The following is a 15830-nucleotide window of genomic DNA, read 5'->3' on the forward strand; positions in this document are numbered from 1 at the left end:
TATTACAACAAGAAAAGGAGGAGTACCTATGATGGAGAACAAGAAATCGATCTATGAGAAAGCCTCGGCCGAGGTGATCCGGTTCAGCAACAGCGATGTAATCACCACCAGTGGCGTGAATGGCGGTGGTACAAGTTGCGGCCACTGGTCGAATCAAAACCACGTTTCTTGCTATTACGATCTGGGCGAAGTCTATTAAGTCATTGCCGTCATAAATTTTTATTTCTCATACGCATAGGGGGACGATTTATAACCCTCTAGCGAATCGGCAAACCCGGTATAATCGGCCGAGTTTGCCGTTTTTTATACAGGCACATCTGAAAACGAACTGAGGACCCGCTATGCTTTATAAACTCACCCCCGGCCATATACTCCGCGGCTGGGAACAAATGGCCCATGTTTTGATCCGGCGGCCCCAAAATTTGATCCGGCCTCTCCCGGCAGAGACTTTTCAGCTGCTGCTGCTCTGCGACGGCGAGACCGATCTGAGCCGCATCCCTCTCACACCGGGAATGGAGGCTGCTCGCCTGCAATATGAGCAGGAGGGGGTCATTGCCCCGCTCTCTGCGCCCCAGCCGCTGGAACCAGATCAGTATTACAAGTATTACAAAAATCGTTACGTCCAAAGTATTTTCTGGTCCATTACCGGGCGGTGCAATTTCCGCTGCCGGCACTGCTTTATGGATGCTCCGGATGCCCTGCTGGGAGAACTCTCTACCGCCGATGCCTTGAATCTGATCGATCAGATGGCGGACTGTGGCGTGCTGCGGGTGGATCTGACCGGCGGCGAGCCCCTGGTTCGCCGGGATTTCTGGCAGCTGGTGGACCGGATCCTCGCCCACCACATGACCATCGGCAAGCTTTACACCAACGGCTGGCTGTTGACCAACGCCGTTCTGGACGAATTTGAGCGGCGGGGGCTCCGGCCCGCTATCTCCATCAGCTTTGACGGGGTGGGTTGGCACGACTGGATGCGGGGGATACCCGGCGCGGAGCAGGCGGCCCTTCGGGCGCTGAAGCTTTGCCATGAGCGAGGGCTCCAAACCGACGTGGAAATGTGCATCCACCGGGGCAACCAGAACACCCTGCCCCAGACCATCGAGGCACTGCGGGCTGTAGGGGTACAGGACCTGAAAGTTTCCAACGTTTCCGAGACGCCCCTCTGGTGCAGCCACAGCGAGGGCAACAGCCTGACCCAGCAGGAATACACCGAGGCTATGCTCCCCTATATCCATTGGTATTACAAGACCGGACGGCCCATCCGGCAGCTGATCCTCGCCGGCGTGATCGTTCTGCGCCAGGATCGCCCCTATAAAATCATCGCGAAACCTTACGACGGCTCGGAGAAATGCCTCAACTGTCACCTGTGCAGCGCAGCCCGTTTCTCCTGCTACATTGCGCCGGACGGACGGCTTTTGCCCTGTATGCCCATGACCGCCAGCCCGGAGCAGGACCGGTTTCCCAAAGTGCAGGAAATCGGCCTACGTCAGGGTTTGCAGGACAGCTTTTATTTGGAATTTGTGGACCGGCGGATCAAAGATCTATTCGCAATGAACGCCGAGTGCGCCGCCTGCCAATACCGCTACCAGTGCGGCGGCGGATGCCGGGCCACCGCTGTGCTCCACGGGGACCAAAACCTGATGGGCTGCGACCGGATCATGTGCACCCTATGGAAGGAAGGTTATGTCCAGCGCATCACCGAGGCCGCCCAAAAAGCCGAGGCCGAATATAACGCAAAAGTGCCTCAAAACACCGCAAGCGATTGACAGTACCCGTTAAATTTTATACAATGATTCTGGAGAATAACCCGCTGGATTGGATGGGGAGGAACGTTTATGATTTACGAAAAAGCTACGGCTGAAATCGTCCTGTTTGACAACTTTGACGTGATCACCACCAGCGGTTCGGATGAGACCAATACCGGCGGCAGCTGTACTGTACCTGGCTGGGATCGAGGCAACGGCTGCAACGGTAACAGCGGCAATTGTACCACGAAACACGCCTGGAAGGGTTAAGGCTCCCAAGCCAGCGCCCAGCCGGTCGGACAGAGCATCCTGACAAACGCACCAATCTCGACCCCACTTTTCAGGCAGGCAGAGAATTTTCTTTGCCTGCTGTTTTTAACAAGAGGAAAACCCATGTATTACAGACTCAACCCCAATTATGCGCTGCGCGGCTGGAAGGGCATGAACTGGGTCCTGGTCCGCCGCCCGGAAAACGAAACTCTCCTTTTATCCCGGCCTATGTTTCAAGCACTAATTCTCTGTGACGGACAGACCGACCTTTCAGAAGTCCAGCTGGGCCCGCAGCTCTGGTCGGCCTTGGGTCAGTGCCAGGCGGAGGGATATATATGCCCCTGCGAAACCGCCTCCCCCTTGGAAGCAAGTCAATACTATCAGTATTACGAAAACCGATTCGTCCGGCGTGTATTTTGGTCTATCACTGGGCGGTGCAATTTCCTCTGCCGGCACTGCTATATGGACGCACCAGATGGCCGGTTGGGGGAGCTCTCCACTGAGGAAGCACTCCGGCTGATTGATGAAATCGCCGCCTGCGGGATACTTCGATTGGATCTGACCGGCGGCGAGCCCTTGATCCGCCGGGATTTCTGGCAGCTCGTGGACCGGATTCTCTCCCACAAAATGGTGATCGGGCAGATTTATTCCAATGGCTGGCTGCTGAACGAGTCGGTATTAGATGAACTAGAGCGTCGAAACCTCCGTCCTGAATTCTCTATCAGCTTCGACGGGGCGCAGGGTTGGCACGACTGGATGCGGGGAGTACCCGGCGCAGAGCAGGCCGCCCTCCGCGCTATGGCCCTATGCCGCCAGCGGGGATTCCCTGTGTCCGCCAGCATGTGCATCCACCGGGGCAACCTTTCCGCCCTGCCTGCAACGATCCAGGCCCTTGGGGAGATTGGGGTAGAGGATCTAAGCATTGCCAATGTAGACGAGACAGAGCTCTGGCTCCGCCACAGCGAAGGCAATTCCTTGTCCTGGACTGAATACATCGACGCCATGCTGCCTTACATTGACTGGTACTACCAGGCTGGCCGACCCATCCCGCAGCTGGAAATCGGCGGTATTGTTCGTTTGCAGCAGGATCAGCCCGCCCAGCCGATTTTCCGCTGTTACTGCGGCACCGAAAGCTGCCTGGACAACTACCTCTGCGGCGCAGTGCGCTGGTCCTGCTACATTACGCCGGAAGGGCGGCTTTTGCCCTGTATGCCTATGACCGCCAGCCCCCGGCAGGAGGTTTTCCCCAAAGTGCAGGAAATAGGCCTGCGGCAAGGATTAAGCGACAGCTACTATATGCAGTTTGTGGACAGCCGGATCAAGGATCTGCTGGCCGTCAACTCCGAGTGTGCAGCCTGCGAATACCGCTACCATTGCGGCGGCGGATGCCGAGCCATCGCCCTGACCACCGGCAGCCAGGACCTGATGGGCTGCGACCGGCAGATGTGCGCCTTCTGGAAACAGGGCTACGCCGACCGGATCAACGCTGCCATCCAAACGGCCCGGGAGAAATACGAAACACAAAAATAACCAGACAAAAAAGGCTGCACAGCGCTTTCGGGCGCTGCGCAGCCTTTTTCATTTCATAGTGTAATTACAGCACCAGGAAGGTGCAGGTGGCGGGGGCCAGCTCCAGGGTGCCGGCGGCCACGCTCTCGCCCTCCAGAGAGGGCAGGCCATACTCTCCCACCAGCTGGAGAGGACGGCCGTTCAGCTTCATGGTGGTGGAGCGGAGAGTATCCGCCGACAGGGTGTAGCGGACCGCCTCCTTGGGCAGCTCCACGGTGGTCGTCTCGGTCTTGGAATTGTTGAGGATCAGATAAGCCACGCCCTCCTGGCCGTCCCGGCGGCTGTGGGCAAAGACATGGGCCCCTTCCCGCAGGGGCTCGCCCGCATCATAGACCGTGGTGCCCATCAGCCGGTTCCAGAGCAGAACGGCAAAATAGTTGGGCCGGGGATCAAAGGTTCCGTGATGGAGGAACCCATAATCCGACGAGGCCAGGGTGTTGTGGAAGATGATGCCGTCGGTGATGGCGGCGAAGTCCCCCAGCTCGTTCAGGGTGCGGAACACGTCCATATAGGTAGAAGCCCAGGTATCTCCGCCGCCGCCGGCGTCGCCCGACTCGGTCACCCACATCTCGCCGCCGGGGCAGTACTTGTCCCGCCCTTTGGCGTTGAGAAGGGCGTTCTGACGGGCCACCGCCAGATAAGGCTCGGACAGGGTCTGTTCCACCGACCAGTGGCTTTCGGGCATGAGGGAAGCCAGCCGCTCGGAAATGCCGTTGTAGTAGTGGTAGCTGTACACATCCAGCTTTTCCCGGGTGCCCTCCATCAGCTCCTCCAGGCTGACCACTTTGCCCAGCACGTCCGCGATTCCGCCGCCCCGCTTGGCACCGTCGTCGGATTCCAGACTGCCGGTGTTGCAGGGCCCCACCAGCAAGCACTCGGGGTAATTGGCTCGCACCCAGGCGAAGAACAGGTCCTGATCCCGGGCGTAGTCGGCCGCGGTGTAGCCCTCGGGGCCGCCGCTGTTCTCCACCATGTTGGGCTCGTTCATGAACTCGGCCGCGTCGATGGGCACGCCATACTCTTTGCTGAGGGAGAAAATCTTCTCGGCCTCCGAGGGGTTCCAGGGTTCATCCGCAGTGTGGATGCCGGCGCAGTTGGCCACCGAGATCAGCAGTTTGGCTCCCACCGCCTTAACGAAATCCAGCAGGCCCAGCCACTGGGCTTTGGTCAGCACGTTCTGAAAGCCCTCGGGAGCTTTGCCCTCCATGGAGCCGTCGAAGTCGTAGTAGGTCTTGCTGGCCCAGGTACCGGAGACCCGGACCCACACCGGGCCGAATGCCCGCGCCAGGCGGCGGACCTTCTCCCCCGAGAGGTCAATGGGGGGATAGACCTGCATCAGCCCGGCCATCTCCCGCAGGTCCTTGATGGGCGGGAACTCCTCGGTGCCCGCAATCTGGGCGGGGGTATACTCCTTCCAGAAGGTGCCGCCGGTGACCTCGGTCATCTCGATGTTGTAGGACATGAGACAGGGGTTCACCTTCCGCAGCTCCTTCAGGGCGGAAGGATTCAGCTTGACAGTTGCTGCCATAATCGTTCTCCTTTCGATCCGGGGAAAATCTCTGGAATATCTTTGATTTTATGATAGCATATCCCGCCCCGCTGCCGGTAGGAAAATCTTAACAGATACCCTGTATATTTTGGGTTTTTCCTTCAAAACCATCCAGTATTCGCTGCGGGGTTCATTCCTCCAGGTACTGGGTCCACTGGGTATACAGCTGGTCGAGGGCGGCATCCAGATCCTGAACCGCGCCGCTCTGCCATCCGTTCAGGGTGTTCACCAGCTCGAAATCACAGCAGGTGACATACTTTGCGCTGGTGATCCGGTTCTCCGCCTCGGTGAGACTGTTCAGGAAGGTCTGCCCCAGTTTGCCCTGTGCCCCCGCATATTCCCGGGTATGGGCCAGAACCCCCTCGGCGCAGCCTTTGCGCACCGGGTACCCGCCGGCCAGAGCGTTATAAACCGGCACGGTGCCGTCCTGCACCGGCTCGGACAGCAGCCACTCCAGCAGCGCCGAAGCCGCCGCGGTGTTCCCGCCTTTGGGCACAAAGCCGAAAGCCACAACATCCGCCGTCGCGCCGCCGGTCTCATTGGGAACAAGCTGATAGGCCATCTCGGCCGGGACACCCGTCCCGGCGGCGTTGGATGCGGCCCACAGCAGCGGATTGGCGGCAGCGGCCAGGATGGTCCGGTCCGCCGCTGCCGTCTGCTGTCCCTGTGCGTACTGAGCGTACAGTGCCCGGGTCAGAGCCAGGGCGGCAGTATAATCTTCCTCCCGAAGGGCGATGGTTTTCTGGGCTTTATTCACCACCGGACGGGAGAGGGAAGCCAGTGGGAACCCGCAGCCAATGTTCGCTGCAGCCAGCTGCGCTCCATATTCCCCGCAGAGAAGCTGGAAAAAGGCCTCACGCTCAGCGGGGAACCCCACGCCAGAGGCTCCATCCACCATCAGACCCGGCAGCTCCACCCGGAGGGGGATCAGGTACTGGCGGCCATTCCACTGGCCCGCCTCCAGCACGCCCCCCCAAAAGGGCGGAGGAATCCAGGCGGCAGCCCAGGCCAGACAGATCTTCCAGCCCGCCGGAGGCCATCAGGGCATAGGGGTCCTCCACCAGAGCGCCGCCGTTCATGGGCGAAAACTGGCTGGTGCCCCCGGTGACCAGGTACAAATCAAACCCGGCGTTTCCCGCCAGCAGGGCAGCTCGGTTCTGTTCCAGCGCCGCCGCTCGCGACGCCACCGAATCGGCGTCCAGCACCGGCAGAAAGCGTTCGTCCAGCGTCAGCTTGACCTCGGGAAGGACCTCCACTTCCACCTGAATCTGGGGGTATTCCTCCTGAAAATCGGCGATCAGGCCGCTGACGTCCTAGTAGGCGGCGCCGTCAATGCAGATCCGCAACGTACCGGGCAGCGGCAGGGCACAGGCCGGCAAAAACAGGAAAAAGGCCAAGAGCAAAAACCGCGCAATCTGTCGTTTCATGAGAACCCCTCCTTTGTTGATCCCTTAAAGATTGTCCGTATTGTGCGGACAACCAAAGTCCCACTGATATTATGACAATTATACCATCTTCTCATGGCAGGCTCAACAAAAAGGACGTAATCCCGCACTATACACAAACCCAAGTCATGCAATCATACAGAAATGCACAATGCCCCCGGCATACGCCGGAGGCATTGTGCACTTGTGCTCGGGACAGGCTATTCCTGGATCAAAGGCTGATGTCCTTGCCGCCATTGAGCTTGCTAAAGAGCAGCAGCGAGAGAACGGTCAGAACGGTCATAATGGTGGAAAGAGCAGCCGCAGTGCCGTAGTTGCCGCGGATGACCTCGGTGTAGATGGCCACGGTCAGGGTCTTTGTCCGGCCGGTATAGAGGATGATGGCGGTGGACAGCTCGCTGATCATGGTGACCCAGCTCAGGATGGCGCCGGAGACGATGCCGGAGGCCATCATGGGCACTGTGATGCGGAAGAATGCTTTCATTTTGGAAGCGCCCAGGGAGATGGCGGCTTCCTCAATGCTCATGGGGATCTGCTGGAGGATGGCCACCGACGAGCGGATGGTATAGGGCAGACGCCGGATGATAAGGGCCACCACCATGATGAGCATGGTGCCGCTGATGAGGATGGGGGGCTTGTTGAAGCCGATCAGCAGCGCGATGCCCAGAACCGTGCCGGGCACGATGTAGGGGATCATGGAGAGGATATCCACCACATTGGTCAGGGCGTTGCGCCGGCGAACCACCAGGTAGGCGATCAGCACCGCCAGCAGCACGATCACAATCAGGGCCAGCAGGGGAATGATGATGGTGTTCTGGATGCTGCTGCCCAGTTTGCCGACGGCGGTCTCGTAGCTCTGGAGCGAGTAGCCCTCCACAAAAATCTTGCCCTGGGTATTCTTGAAGGAGGTGTAGATCACATAGGCCTGGGGCAGCACGGCAATTCCCACAATGAGATAGACTGCAAGGTGGACCAGCGCGTTGATGCCCTTGGGAGCCTGATGCTCCTCCACGGGGTGCATACTGTTCAGGGCGAATGCGTTCTTGTTGGAGACGTACTTCTGAACCAGGAACACCAGGGTGGTGATGATGATGGCAATGACGGCGATTGCGGCCGCAAAGCCGTCGCTGCCGCCGACCTCGTTGATGAACTCGGTGTAGAGGACCACGGGGAAGGTGCGGTAACCTTCACCGATCAGCATGGGGGTGCCGAAGTCTGCGAAGGAGCGCATGAACACCAGCAGCGCCGCTGCCAGCAGGGTGGGCATAATCAGGGGAACGACCACCTTGAAGAAGCAGGCAATGCCAGAGCAGCCCAGGTTCTCGGCGGCTTCGATCAGGGAGTTGTCGATGTTTTTCAGGGCGCCCTTGGCATACAGGAACACCAGCGGGAACAGCTGGAGGGTCATGACCAGCACGATGCCGCCGAAACCGTAGATGTCCGGGATGGTGATGCCCAGGTCCTTGAAAAAGGTGGTGATGACGCCGCTGCGGCCCAGCAGCAGAATCCACGAGTAGGCGCCGATGAAGGGGGCCGACATGGACGCCACCACGATGAGGATGTTCAGCAGGCCTTTGCCCCTGATCTTGAAAATCGTGAACAGGTAGGCCAACGGGGTGCCGATGGCGATGGAGAAAACCGTGGCCGTAATGGACACCTTGAAGCTGTTGAGCAGGGTGTCAAAATAGTAGCTCTTGGAGAAGAACTTGGTGAAATAGGCCATGGTGAAGCCGCCGGTTTCGGGGTCCATCACCGACTGCCGGATCAGGTATGCCATGGGGTACAGCAGGAACAGCGCATACAGTGCGATGGTCGCCAGCGTGATCATGCCCCAGACATCAAGACGGAACTTATTATTGTTTTTCATAAGCATCGCTCCTGATGAGATTCCGGTCGCCGTCCTTGTTAAAGACGTTGATCTTCTCTTTCTTGACCTTCAGCAGCACCTTCTCGCCCTTTTTCAGACCCTCGCCAATGGTGGACTCTTCCACGATTTCCACCGAGTCGCCCTCATCGGTGTCGATGGTGTAGTGGGTATTCAGGCCCAGGTAGGTGCATTCCTGCACCGTGCCGCGGATGCCTTCGGTGCCCTCCTGGCAGATCACAAATTCCTCGGGGCGGATGGAGCATTGCACATCCTGTTCACCGGCCCCCGCCAGGGCGTCGATTTGTTCGTGGTAGCCGTCCGCAAAGGTGAGGACGCCGTCCTTGATGTGGGCGTGCACGATGTTGGTGCGGCCGATAAAGGTGGCCACAAAAACGTTCTTCGGGCGCTGGTAGATATCCCGCGGGGTGCCCACGTGCTGGATCACGCCGTCTTTCATGACAGCAATCCGGTCACTGATGGCCATAGCCTCTTCCTGGTCGTGGGTGACATAGACGGTGGTGATGCCCACGTTCTTCTGGGTGTGGCGGATGACGCTGCGCATCTCCACCCGGAGTTTGGCGTCCAGGTTGGACAGCGGCTCGTCCATCAGCAGCACATCCGGCGAGATGACCAGGGCACGGGCCAGGGCAATCCGCTGCTGCTGGCCGCCGGACAGCTGGTTGGGCATCCGGTCGGCGTACTGCATGATCTGCATCAGGTTCAGAAACTCGTCGGTTTTCTTTTTGATATCGGCCTTGTCCAGCTTGCGGTTTTTCAGGCCGAAGGCCACGTTCTCCCGGACCGAAAGATTGGGGAAGATGGCGTAGTTCTGGAACACCATGCCGATGTTGCGCTTGCTGGGGTCCATATCGTTGATCCGCTTCTCGTTGAAGCAGATGTCGCCGCCCTCGATGGAGTTGAAGCCGGCAATCATGCGGAGCAGGGTGGTCTTGCCGCAGCCGGAGGGGCCGAGCAAGGTGAATAGTTCACCGTCGCCGATCTCCAGCGTCAGGTCCGGGATAACCGTATTGTTCCCGTACCGCTTTACTGCATCTTTGATCGATATTCTGCTCATACTAGCCTCCTGCAGCTAATTTCATCACTTGCTCTGCAGATCGGTGAAGATCTCAGTGTACTTGTCTGCCAGCTCCTCCTTGTGAGAGCTGACGTAGGGGATATCCTCTTCGATGACGTTGATTTCCGACATGGGCACCATGGCGTCGTTGGTGGCCGCATCCTTTATAACAGGGCGGTTGGTCAGGGTGCTGCCCCAGATGTTCTGCACTTCCTCGCTGAGGATGAAGTCGATGAACAGCTTGGCGTTGTCCATGTTCTTGGCGCCCTTGATGATGGTGGCGGAAGCGGGCAGGAAAACGGTGCCCTCCTTCATGTAAACGATCTTGACGGGGGCGCCGTCCAGAACCAGCTGGGCGCAGGGGTCCTCATAGGACAGGCCCACCACATACTCGCCATCGGCCACGCCCTTGTAAACGCTGCCGGAGCTCTCGCAGATCTTGCCGTCCACGTTGGCAAACAGATCGCGGACATACTGCCAGGCCTTCTCGTCCTCATAGCCGCCCATGGCCAGCAGCATATTGGTCAGATGCGCGAAGGCAGAAGAAGAGTTGGCGGGGTCGGCGGTGGCGATCTTGCCTTTCAGCTCGGGGTTCAGCAGATCCTCGTAGCCCTCAATCTTGATGTCCCCGATCAGGTCGGTATTCACAATCAGAACGCTGCCGTCCAGAACGTTGCCGGTGATGAAGCCGCACTTGTTCTTGTAGGCATCCAGCACGTTCGCATCGTTTTTGGAAACGTACGGCTCCCACAGATCCTCGTTGGAGTACATCAGCGACCAGGAGCCGCCGAACAGAACGTCTGCATAGGGGTCGTTCTTCTCGGACTGGATCCGCTTGACCAGCTCGCCCGTGCCCGCCTGGATCAGTTCGACGTTCACGCCGTACTTCTCCTCAAACAGGGGGATTGTAGCATTCAGCAGGCCCTCCGAGTTGGGCGAATAGATGACCAGGTCTCCACCGCCCTGAGAACCAGAGTTAGAACCCTCGGTCGAGGTACCAGCAGAGGAGCCGCCGCAGGCCGTCAGAGCAGCAGAAGCTGCGAGAACACCGGTAGCCAACAGGAAGGAACGCCGAGAAATCTTTTTCATACTAAAACCTCCGTTTCTTACGCAAAGCACTTTTGGTGATTCCATTTTAGAGCTTATTCTACAAAAATAATACTCATTTTGCGGAATAAATGGAAAAAATACCGAACAAAGCTGTCCGGTATTTTTTCCTGTTCCCTTATTTCAGGCTGTTCTGGTATTCCCGCACAGAGCAGCCCATGTATTTTTTGAACACATGGTTGAAGTATTTGTACTCGCCAATCCCGCACTCCCATCCGATCTGGGAGACGGGGATCTCTCCTTTCCGGATCAGCTCCAGGGATTTCTGGAGCCGGAACCGGTTCAGGTAGTCGATCACGGTGGTGCCCAGCTCCTTCTGAAATTTCTGGTTGATGTACCGCTCCGAGTAGTGGAACTTCTCCTGCAAATCCGAAAGGGTGATCTTGGTTTTAAAATTCTCCTTCAGATAAGCGACCATGCGCAGCACCAGCGGGTCGGTGACCCCTTCCTCGCTGAGGGGGTCGAGGACGGTGCGGCTGCGCACGGCTTCCGCTTCATCCTCCCGTTTCTGGAGGTACTGGTTATCCTTCGCCAGCTGGACGGCCTTTTCCAGCACGCCGCGCATCTCCTCCATGTCCAGGGGTTTGAGCACATAAGCCGCCACCCCGTTGTGGATGGCCTGCTGCGCGTATTCAAACTCGGAATACCCGGTCAGGATAATGGCGATGTACTTGTACTGGTCATGGGTGTCCGCAATCATTTCCAGGCCGCTCTTCATCGGCATAGTGATGTCGGTGATGACGATATCCGGCCGGAGCTCGGCAATTTTTTCTTCCCCGATCTCCCCGTTTTCCGCTTCGCCGATCACCGTACAGCCATACTCCTCCCAGGGGACGGAATAGCGGATCCCCTTTCGGATGATCTCCTCATCTTCCACTAGCAAAACCCGGTACATTTTCACATTCCTCCTTTTCGGAGCTTGAGCAGCACCAAAAAGCCCTCCCCCTCGGTGCTGTCAATGGTCAGCCCGCTGTCTCCGCCATAGCCCAGCCGGATCCGGCGATTGATGTTTTGCAGGCCATTATGTTCGATATTGATCTCCTCCGACTGCAAAATCTCCCGCAGCTGGATCAGGGTCTGCTCATTCACCCCGCCGCCGTTGTCCTTCACAGAGAAATAGAGGGCGTCTTCTCCGCACCAGCCCCGGACCTCGATGTGGATGGAGGGCTTTTTCTGAAAGCCGTACTTGATGCTGTTTTCCAACAGGGGCTGAAGCAGAAGTTTGGGGATGATGAACGCCCTGCAATCCTCTGCGATCTCCATCCGGTAGGAGAAATTTGCCCCGAACCGGGTGGACTGGATCACGAGATAATCCTGCAAATACTTGAGGTCCTCTTCCACGGTCACATTGTGCTTGGTGTTGTTGATGCTGTACCGCAGGATGCCGATAAACCGCCCGATCAGCTGCTGGGCGCGCTGGGGGTCGTCCGGGATGAGATACCGGATGTTGTCCAGGGTGTTATAGATAAAGTGGGGGTTGATCTGGGCCTGAAGGTTCTGCATCTCCATCCGGCTGTTCACCTGCACCAGATCCATATTGCGCCGGCTCAGCTGCTGGATGCTCCGCACCATCTTGTTCACCTGATGGGCGATCTCCTCGATCTCGTCCCCGGTGTCGATTTTTATGATGTGGTTCGGGTCCTCTTTCCGGATGATCCGGATCTCTTTTACCAGGGTTTCCACCGACTGTGCCATCTGGGCCGACATGGCGTGCATAATGCGGGAAAACAGCACCGCCCAGCTGATGCCCAACAGCAGGATGAAGAGCATGCCGATCAGGAGATAGGTAGAATTGGCCGGGGAATAGATGAAGGAATAGGCGATCACCGAACCGTCCTCCAGCAGCCGCTGGCTGCACAAATACCGGCTGCCCTCGATCTTTACATAGCGGTCAGACTCGTTGGGATGATACTTGTTGGCGTTTTTTTGCGAGAGGAAAGAGGAGTTGGAGCAGGCTATCACATCCCCGTTTGGTTTGGTGAGGATCGCGTCGTACTGGTACCGGTTAAAGAGCTTGATCCAGTCGTTTTCATTCAGATATACCGCAGCAGCCCCCAGATATTCCCCATCCCGATAGAGGGGGTGAATCATCACATATTCGGAGCTGTTGGCCCGGAAATGGTAGACGGTGGTATAGACCGGGCGCATGAACCGATGGGCGTTCTCTACGGCGATGCGGTTGAATTCCTGTCGGTGGAGGTTCATCTGGTTTTCGGGGAAGGTGGTGAACCGTACCCCGCCGCTCGGGTCGGTCAGGATCAGCTCCAGCTCCACCAGGGCGGAGACATTGTACTGGCTGATGAGATACCGCAGATTGTCCTGGTTTTTCCGCATATCCGAGAGAAAAAGCTCTTCGTGTTCCGGGGCGAGCAGGAAATCGCTGGTATTCGTATATACCTCATGGAAGGTATTGGCGATGCCGTTGAGATGGTCGTCCCGTTGGGCGTTCAGGTTCATGGTATTGACCGCCGCAATGGCAAGGTAGAACAAGAGGCACCCCAAAAGGATGCTGCAAATCAAACGGCGCGAAGCATGCAGCTCCAGCTCCTGCTGAAAACGGCTCTTTTTATACATGCGTTCCACAGAGAGACCCTTCATACGCCTGCTCACCCTTTTCTGTTTTGACCCATGGGATTCCATTTGCTTCGATTATACTGTTTTGGCCGGCACGCGTCAACTGGAGCAAAAACCCGATTTATTCGCCCATCATCCATTTTCGTGTGCCGGAAAACCAAACGAAGAGGTTTGCCGGCGGAGCTGGCAGCGCCAGGCAATGTGCTCCAAACGAAAAAAGAGGGAACAGATGAACGAAAAGTCCATCTGTTCCCTCGGTTTGGCGGAGCAGCAGGGATTTGAACCCTGGCGCCGGTCACCCGGCCTACGAGATTTCGAGTCACGCCTCTTCGACCACTTGAGTACTGCTCCCTATGAAATTCAGCCTTTATATTATAGCAAAAACCCGTTCTGCCGTCAACCGGTCAGAACGGGTTTTCTTCGCTGATACGCGCCGGGGGTTATTTGCCCGCCAGCAGAATGGCCAGAACGGCCTTCTGGACGTGGAGGCGGTTTTCGGCCTCGTCAAAAATCTCCTGGGCGTGGGCCTCAAACACCGCGTTCGAGATCTCCTCGCCCCGGTGGGCGGGCAGACAGTGGAGCACCATGCAGCCGGGCTTGGCGTTTTCCAACAAGCTGCCGGTGAGCTGGTAACCCAAAAATTCCCGCATCCGGCGCTCGGCCTCGGCCTCATTGGCGACGTTGTTCCAGACAGCGGTCACCACCACATCGGCGTCCTTGACCCCGGCAGCGGGGTCCTCCAGCAGCTCAAAAGAGTCCCCATAGGGCCGGGCAAAGGCCAGCACATCCGCCGCCGGGCGGTAGGTCCGGGGGCAGACGCAGGTCACCTGCATCCCGGCCATCAGGCCGCCGGCGATCAGGCTGTTGGCCATGTTGTTGCCGTCCCCCACAAAGCAGAGTTTGCGGCCCGCCAGGCTGCCGTACCGCTCCCGAATGGTCATCAGGTCGGCCAGCACCTGGCAGGGGTGAGCGTAGTCGGTCAGGCCGTTGATCACCGGCACCCCGGCATACTCGGCCAGCTCTTCCAGATCCCGCTGGCGGTAGGTCCGCCAGACGATGCAGTCGTAGTACCGCCCCAGCACCCGGGCGGTGTCCTTGAGGGGCTCACCCCGGCCGGCCTGCAGTTCGGTGACAGCGTTCATATAGCTGCCCAGGCCCCCCATCTGGTAGACGCCCACCTCAAAGCTGGTGCGGGTCCGGGTGGAGGTCTTGGAGAACATCAGGGCCACGCTCTTGCCCGCCAGCAGGGGCGGGGTGGACCCGGCCTTCTGGGCAGCTTTCAGCTGGTCGGCCACATCCAGGATGTGGTACAGCTCGGCGGGGGTGAGGTCGCTCATCTTCAGCAGGTGTTTCATACCTGGCTCCCTTCCGCCGGGGCGGCGGGCTCAAACCCGGCCAGCACCTCGCCCAGGATGGCCAGAGCGGCCTCCACGTGGTGGGCGGTGAGGATCAGGGGCGGCAGCAGCCGCAGGCGGGTCTTGGCCGTCAGGACCAGCAGGCCCTTCTCCCGGCAGGCGGCCAGCACATCGGCGGCGGCCACACCGGGCTCAAACTCGATGCCGATCATCAGGCCCAGGCCCGAGACGCTCTTGACATGGGGCAGCTTTTCCAGCCCGGCCCGCAGCTGGGCGGCCCGGTCGTTGATGTTGGCCATAAAGGAGGCGGATTCCAGCCGGTCCAGCACCGCGTTGGCGCCGGCGCAGGCGATGGGGTTGCCGCCGAAGGTGGAGCCGTGGGTGCCGGGGCCCATACCACCGGCCACTTTGCTGTTCAGCAGCACCGCGCCGATGGGCAGGCCGCCGCCCAGGCCCTTGGCCAGGGTAACAATGTCGGGATGGAGGTTATACCGCTCGCAGCACAGGAAGGTGCCGGTGCGGCCCACGCCGGTCTGGACCTCGTCCACAATCAGGACAAGATCCCGCTCGTCGCAGAGTTTCCGCACCGCCCGAACGTACTCGGGGTCCAGGGCCACGACACCGCCCTCGCCCTGAACCAGTTCCAGCATGATGGCGCAGGTGTGGCGGTCCACCAGATCCTTGAGGCTTTCCATGTCCCCGGCGACGGCGTAGACAAAGCCCTCGTTGAAGGGTCCGAAATAGTTGTGGAACACCCCCTGGCCGGTGGCGGTCAGGGTGGCGATGGTCCGGCCGTGGAAGCTGTTCACCAGGGTGATGACGGTCTCCCGACCTTTGCCGTAGTGGTCGAAGCTGTATTTCCGGGCGGCCTTGATGGCGCCCTCGTTGGCCTCGGCGCCGGAGTTTGCGAAAAAGACCTTGTCCATGCCGGTGCGCTTGCACAGCCGCTTGGCCAGCTTGGAGCAGGGGCCGGTATAGTAAAGGTTGGAGGTGTGCTGGAGCTTATGGGCCTGGTCGGCCACCGCCTCGGCCCAGCGCAGATCGCAGTAGCCCAGGCTGTTCACCCCGATGCCGCTGGTGAAGTCCAGATATTTCTGGCCCTCGGGGCCCTCGGCGTACATGCCGGCGCCTTTTTCAATGACGATGGGGTTGCGGTTATAGGTATGCAGGACATAGTCGTTGTCCCGGCGGATGACTTTTTCCGAATCCATGGTCTGATCCCTTCCTTATCTGATTTTTGTCTCTATTATATACGAAGATGAGGGGGATGAAAA

The 15830-nt window shown here is 58.7% G+C and carries 14 protein-coding genes and 1 tRNA gene; 4 read left to right on the plus strand and 11 right to left on the minus strand.

Annotated features, from left to right (window positions below; translation table 11 throughout):
* Positions 1–28 precede the first annotated feature (28 nt).
* The 4 genes from JCM17207_RS04450 (at position 29) to JCM17207_RS04465 (ending at position 3545) form a co-directional block, all read left to right on the plus strand.
* Positions 29–199, plus strand: coding sequence for a hypothetical protein (locus JCM17207_RS04450; protein WP_238316460.1), 171 nt, complete (start codon positions 29–31; stop codon positions 197–199).
* Positions 200–341: 142 nt separating this feature from the next.
* Positions 342–1766 (plus strand): radical SAM/SPASM domain-containing protein, encoded by a 1425-nt coding sequence (locus JCM17207_RS04455; RefSeq protein WP_238316461.1) that lies wholly within the window; start codon positions 342–344, stop codon positions 1764–1766.
* A gap of 69 nt (positions 1767–1835) precedes the next feature.
* The gene (locus JCM17207_RS04460) at positions 1836–2015 is read left to right on the plus strand and encodes a hypothetical protein (protein ID WP_238316462.1); all 180 of its coding nucleotides are present in this window, start codon (positions 1836–1838) and stop codon (positions 2013–2015) included.
* A 123-nt stretch (positions 2016–2138) separates the two neighbouring features.
* Complete coding sequence (locus tag JCM17207_RS04465) at positions 2139–3545, plus strand: radical SAM/SPASM domain-containing protein (protein ID WP_238316463.1); 1407 nt, start codon at positions 2139–2141, stop codon at positions 3543–3545.
* 64 nt (positions 3546–3609) lie between these two features.
* Here JCM17207_RS04465 and JCM17207_RS04470 read toward each other — a convergent pair whose 3' ends face one another.
* The 11 genes from JCM17207_RS04470 to JCM17207_RS04520 all read right to left on the minus strand — a co-directional run bounded on the left by JCM17207_RS04470 (position 3610) and on the right by JCM17207_RS04520 (position 15767).
* A complete protein-coding gene (locus tag JCM17207_RS04470; RefSeq protein WP_238316464.1) occupies positions 3610–5112 on the minus strand; it encodes a beta-glucuronidase in 1503 nt (500 codons plus the stop codon).
* A 151-nt stretch (positions 5113–5263) separates the two neighbouring features.
* Entirely contained in the window at positions 5264–6100 is an 837-nt protein-coding gene (locus JCM17207_RS04475; protein WP_238316465.1) for a hypothetical protein, read from the minus strand.
* Positions 5994–6395, minus strand: a complete 402-nt coding sequence (locus JCM17207_RS04480; protein WP_238316466.1) for a hypothetical protein — start codon at positions 6393–6395, stop codon at positions 5994–5996. Before JCM17207_RS04480 ends, JCM17207_RS04475 begins: the two co-directional genes overlap by 107 nt.
* A gap of 394 nt (positions 6396–6789) precedes the next feature.
* The gene (locus JCM17207_RS04485) at positions 6790–8445 is read right to left on the minus strand and encodes an ABC transporter permease (protein ID WP_238316467.1); all 1656 of its coding nucleotides are present in this window, start codon (positions 8443–8445) and stop codon (positions 6790–6792) included.
* Positions 8432–9520: an ABC transporter ATP-binding protein gene (locus JCM17207_RS04490; protein WP_238316468.1), complete on the minus strand. Its 1089-nt coding sequence runs from the start codon at positions 9518–9520 to the stop codon at positions 8432–8434. Before JCM17207_RS04490 ends, JCM17207_RS04485 begins: the two co-directional genes overlap by 14 nt.
* Positions 9521–9544: 24 nt before the next feature.
* On the minus strand, positions 9545–10609 hold the full coding sequence (locus tag JCM17207_RS04495; protein ID WP_238316469.1) for an extracellular solute-binding protein: 1065 nt from the start codon (positions 10607–10609) through the stop codon (positions 9545–9547).
* A gap of 136 nt (positions 10610–10745) precedes the next feature.
* A complete protein-coding gene (locus tag JCM17207_RS04500) occupies positions 10746–11522 on the minus strand; it encodes a response regulator transcription factor (RefSeq protein WP_238316470.1) in 777 nt (258 codons plus the stop codon).
* Positions 11523–11524: 2 nt separating this feature from the next.
* Positions 11525–13201: a sensor histidine kinase gene (locus JCM17207_RS04505; protein ID WP_238316532.1), complete on the minus strand. Its 1677-nt coding sequence runs from the start codon at positions 13199–13201 to the stop codon at positions 11525–11527.
* 260 nt (positions 13202–13461) lie between these two features.
* Positions 13462–13552 (minus strand) — tRNA-Ser (locus tag JCM17207_RS04510).
* A gap of 89 nt (positions 13553–13641) precedes the next feature.
* Positions 13642–14556, minus strand: coding sequence for an ornithine carbamoyltransferase (gene argF, locus JCM17207_RS04515; RefSeq protein WP_238316471.1), 915 nt, complete (start codon positions 14554–14556; stop codon positions 13642–13644).
* Positions 14553–15767 (minus strand): aspartate aminotransferase family protein, encoded by a 1215-nt coding sequence (locus JCM17207_RS04520; RefSeq protein ID WP_238316472.1) that lies wholly within the window; start codon positions 15765–15767, stop codon positions 14553–14555. Before JCM17207_RS04520 ends, argF begins: the two co-directional genes overlap by 4 nt.
* Between the last annotated feature and the right edge of the window lie 63 nt (positions 15768–15830).

Origin of the sequence: Faecalibacterium gallinarum, assembly GCF_022180365.1 — a bacterium.
GTDB classification, from domain to species: Bacteria; Bacillota; Clostridia; order Oscillospirales; family Ruminococcaceae; genus Faecalibacterium; species Faecalibacterium gallinarum.

Bases quoted from the DNA above. Each gene is read 5' to 3' on its own strand.
- JCM17207_RS04450 (WP_238316460.1), top strand. From the start codon at position 29: ATGATGGAGAACAAGAAATCGATCTATGAGAAAGCCTCGGCCGAGGTG.
- JCM17207_RS04455 (WP_238316461.1), top strand. From the start codon at position 342: ATGCTTTATAAACTCACCCCCGGCCATATACTCCGCGGCTGGGAACAA.
- JCM17207_RS04460 (WP_238316462.1), top strand. From the start codon at position 1,836: ATGATTTACGAAAAAGCTACGGCTGAAATCGTCCTGTTTGACAACTTT.
- JCM17207_RS04465 (WP_238316463.1), top strand. From the start codon at position 2,139: ATGTATTACAGACTCAACCCCAATTATGCGCTGCGCGGCTGGAAGGGC.
- JCM17207_RS04470 (WP_238316464.1), bottom strand. From the start codon at position 5,112: ATGGCAGCAACTGTCAAGCTGAATCCTTCCGCCCTGAAGGAGCTGCGG.
- JCM17207_RS04485 (WP_238316467.1), bottom strand. From the start codon at position 8,445: ATGAAAAACAATAATAAGTTCCGTCTTGATGTCTGGGGCATGATCACG.
- JCM17207_RS04490 (WP_238316468.1), bottom strand. From the start codon at position 9,520: ATGAGCAGAATATCGATCAAAGATGCAGTAAAGCGGTACGGGAACAAT.
- JCM17207_RS04495 (WP_238316469.1), bottom strand. From the start codon at position 10,609: ATGAAAAAGATTTCTCGGCGTTCCTTCCTGTTGGCTACCGGTGTTCTC.
- JCM17207_RS04500 (WP_238316470.1), bottom strand. From the start codon at position 11,522: ATGTACCGGGTTTTGCTAGTGGAAGATGAGGAGATCATCCGAAAGGGG.
- JCM17207_RS04505 (WP_238316532.1), bottom strand. From the start codon at position 13,201: ATGTATAAAAAGAGCCGTTTTCAGCAGGAGCTGGAGCTGCATGCTTCG.
- argF (WP_238316471.1), bottom strand. From the start codon at position 14,556: ATGAAACACCTGCTGAAGATGAGCGACCTCACCCCCGCCGAGCTGTAC.
- JCM17207_RS04520 (WP_238316472.1), bottom strand. From the start codon at position 15,767: ATGGATTCGGAAAAAGTCATCCGCCGGGACAACGACTATGTCCTGCAT.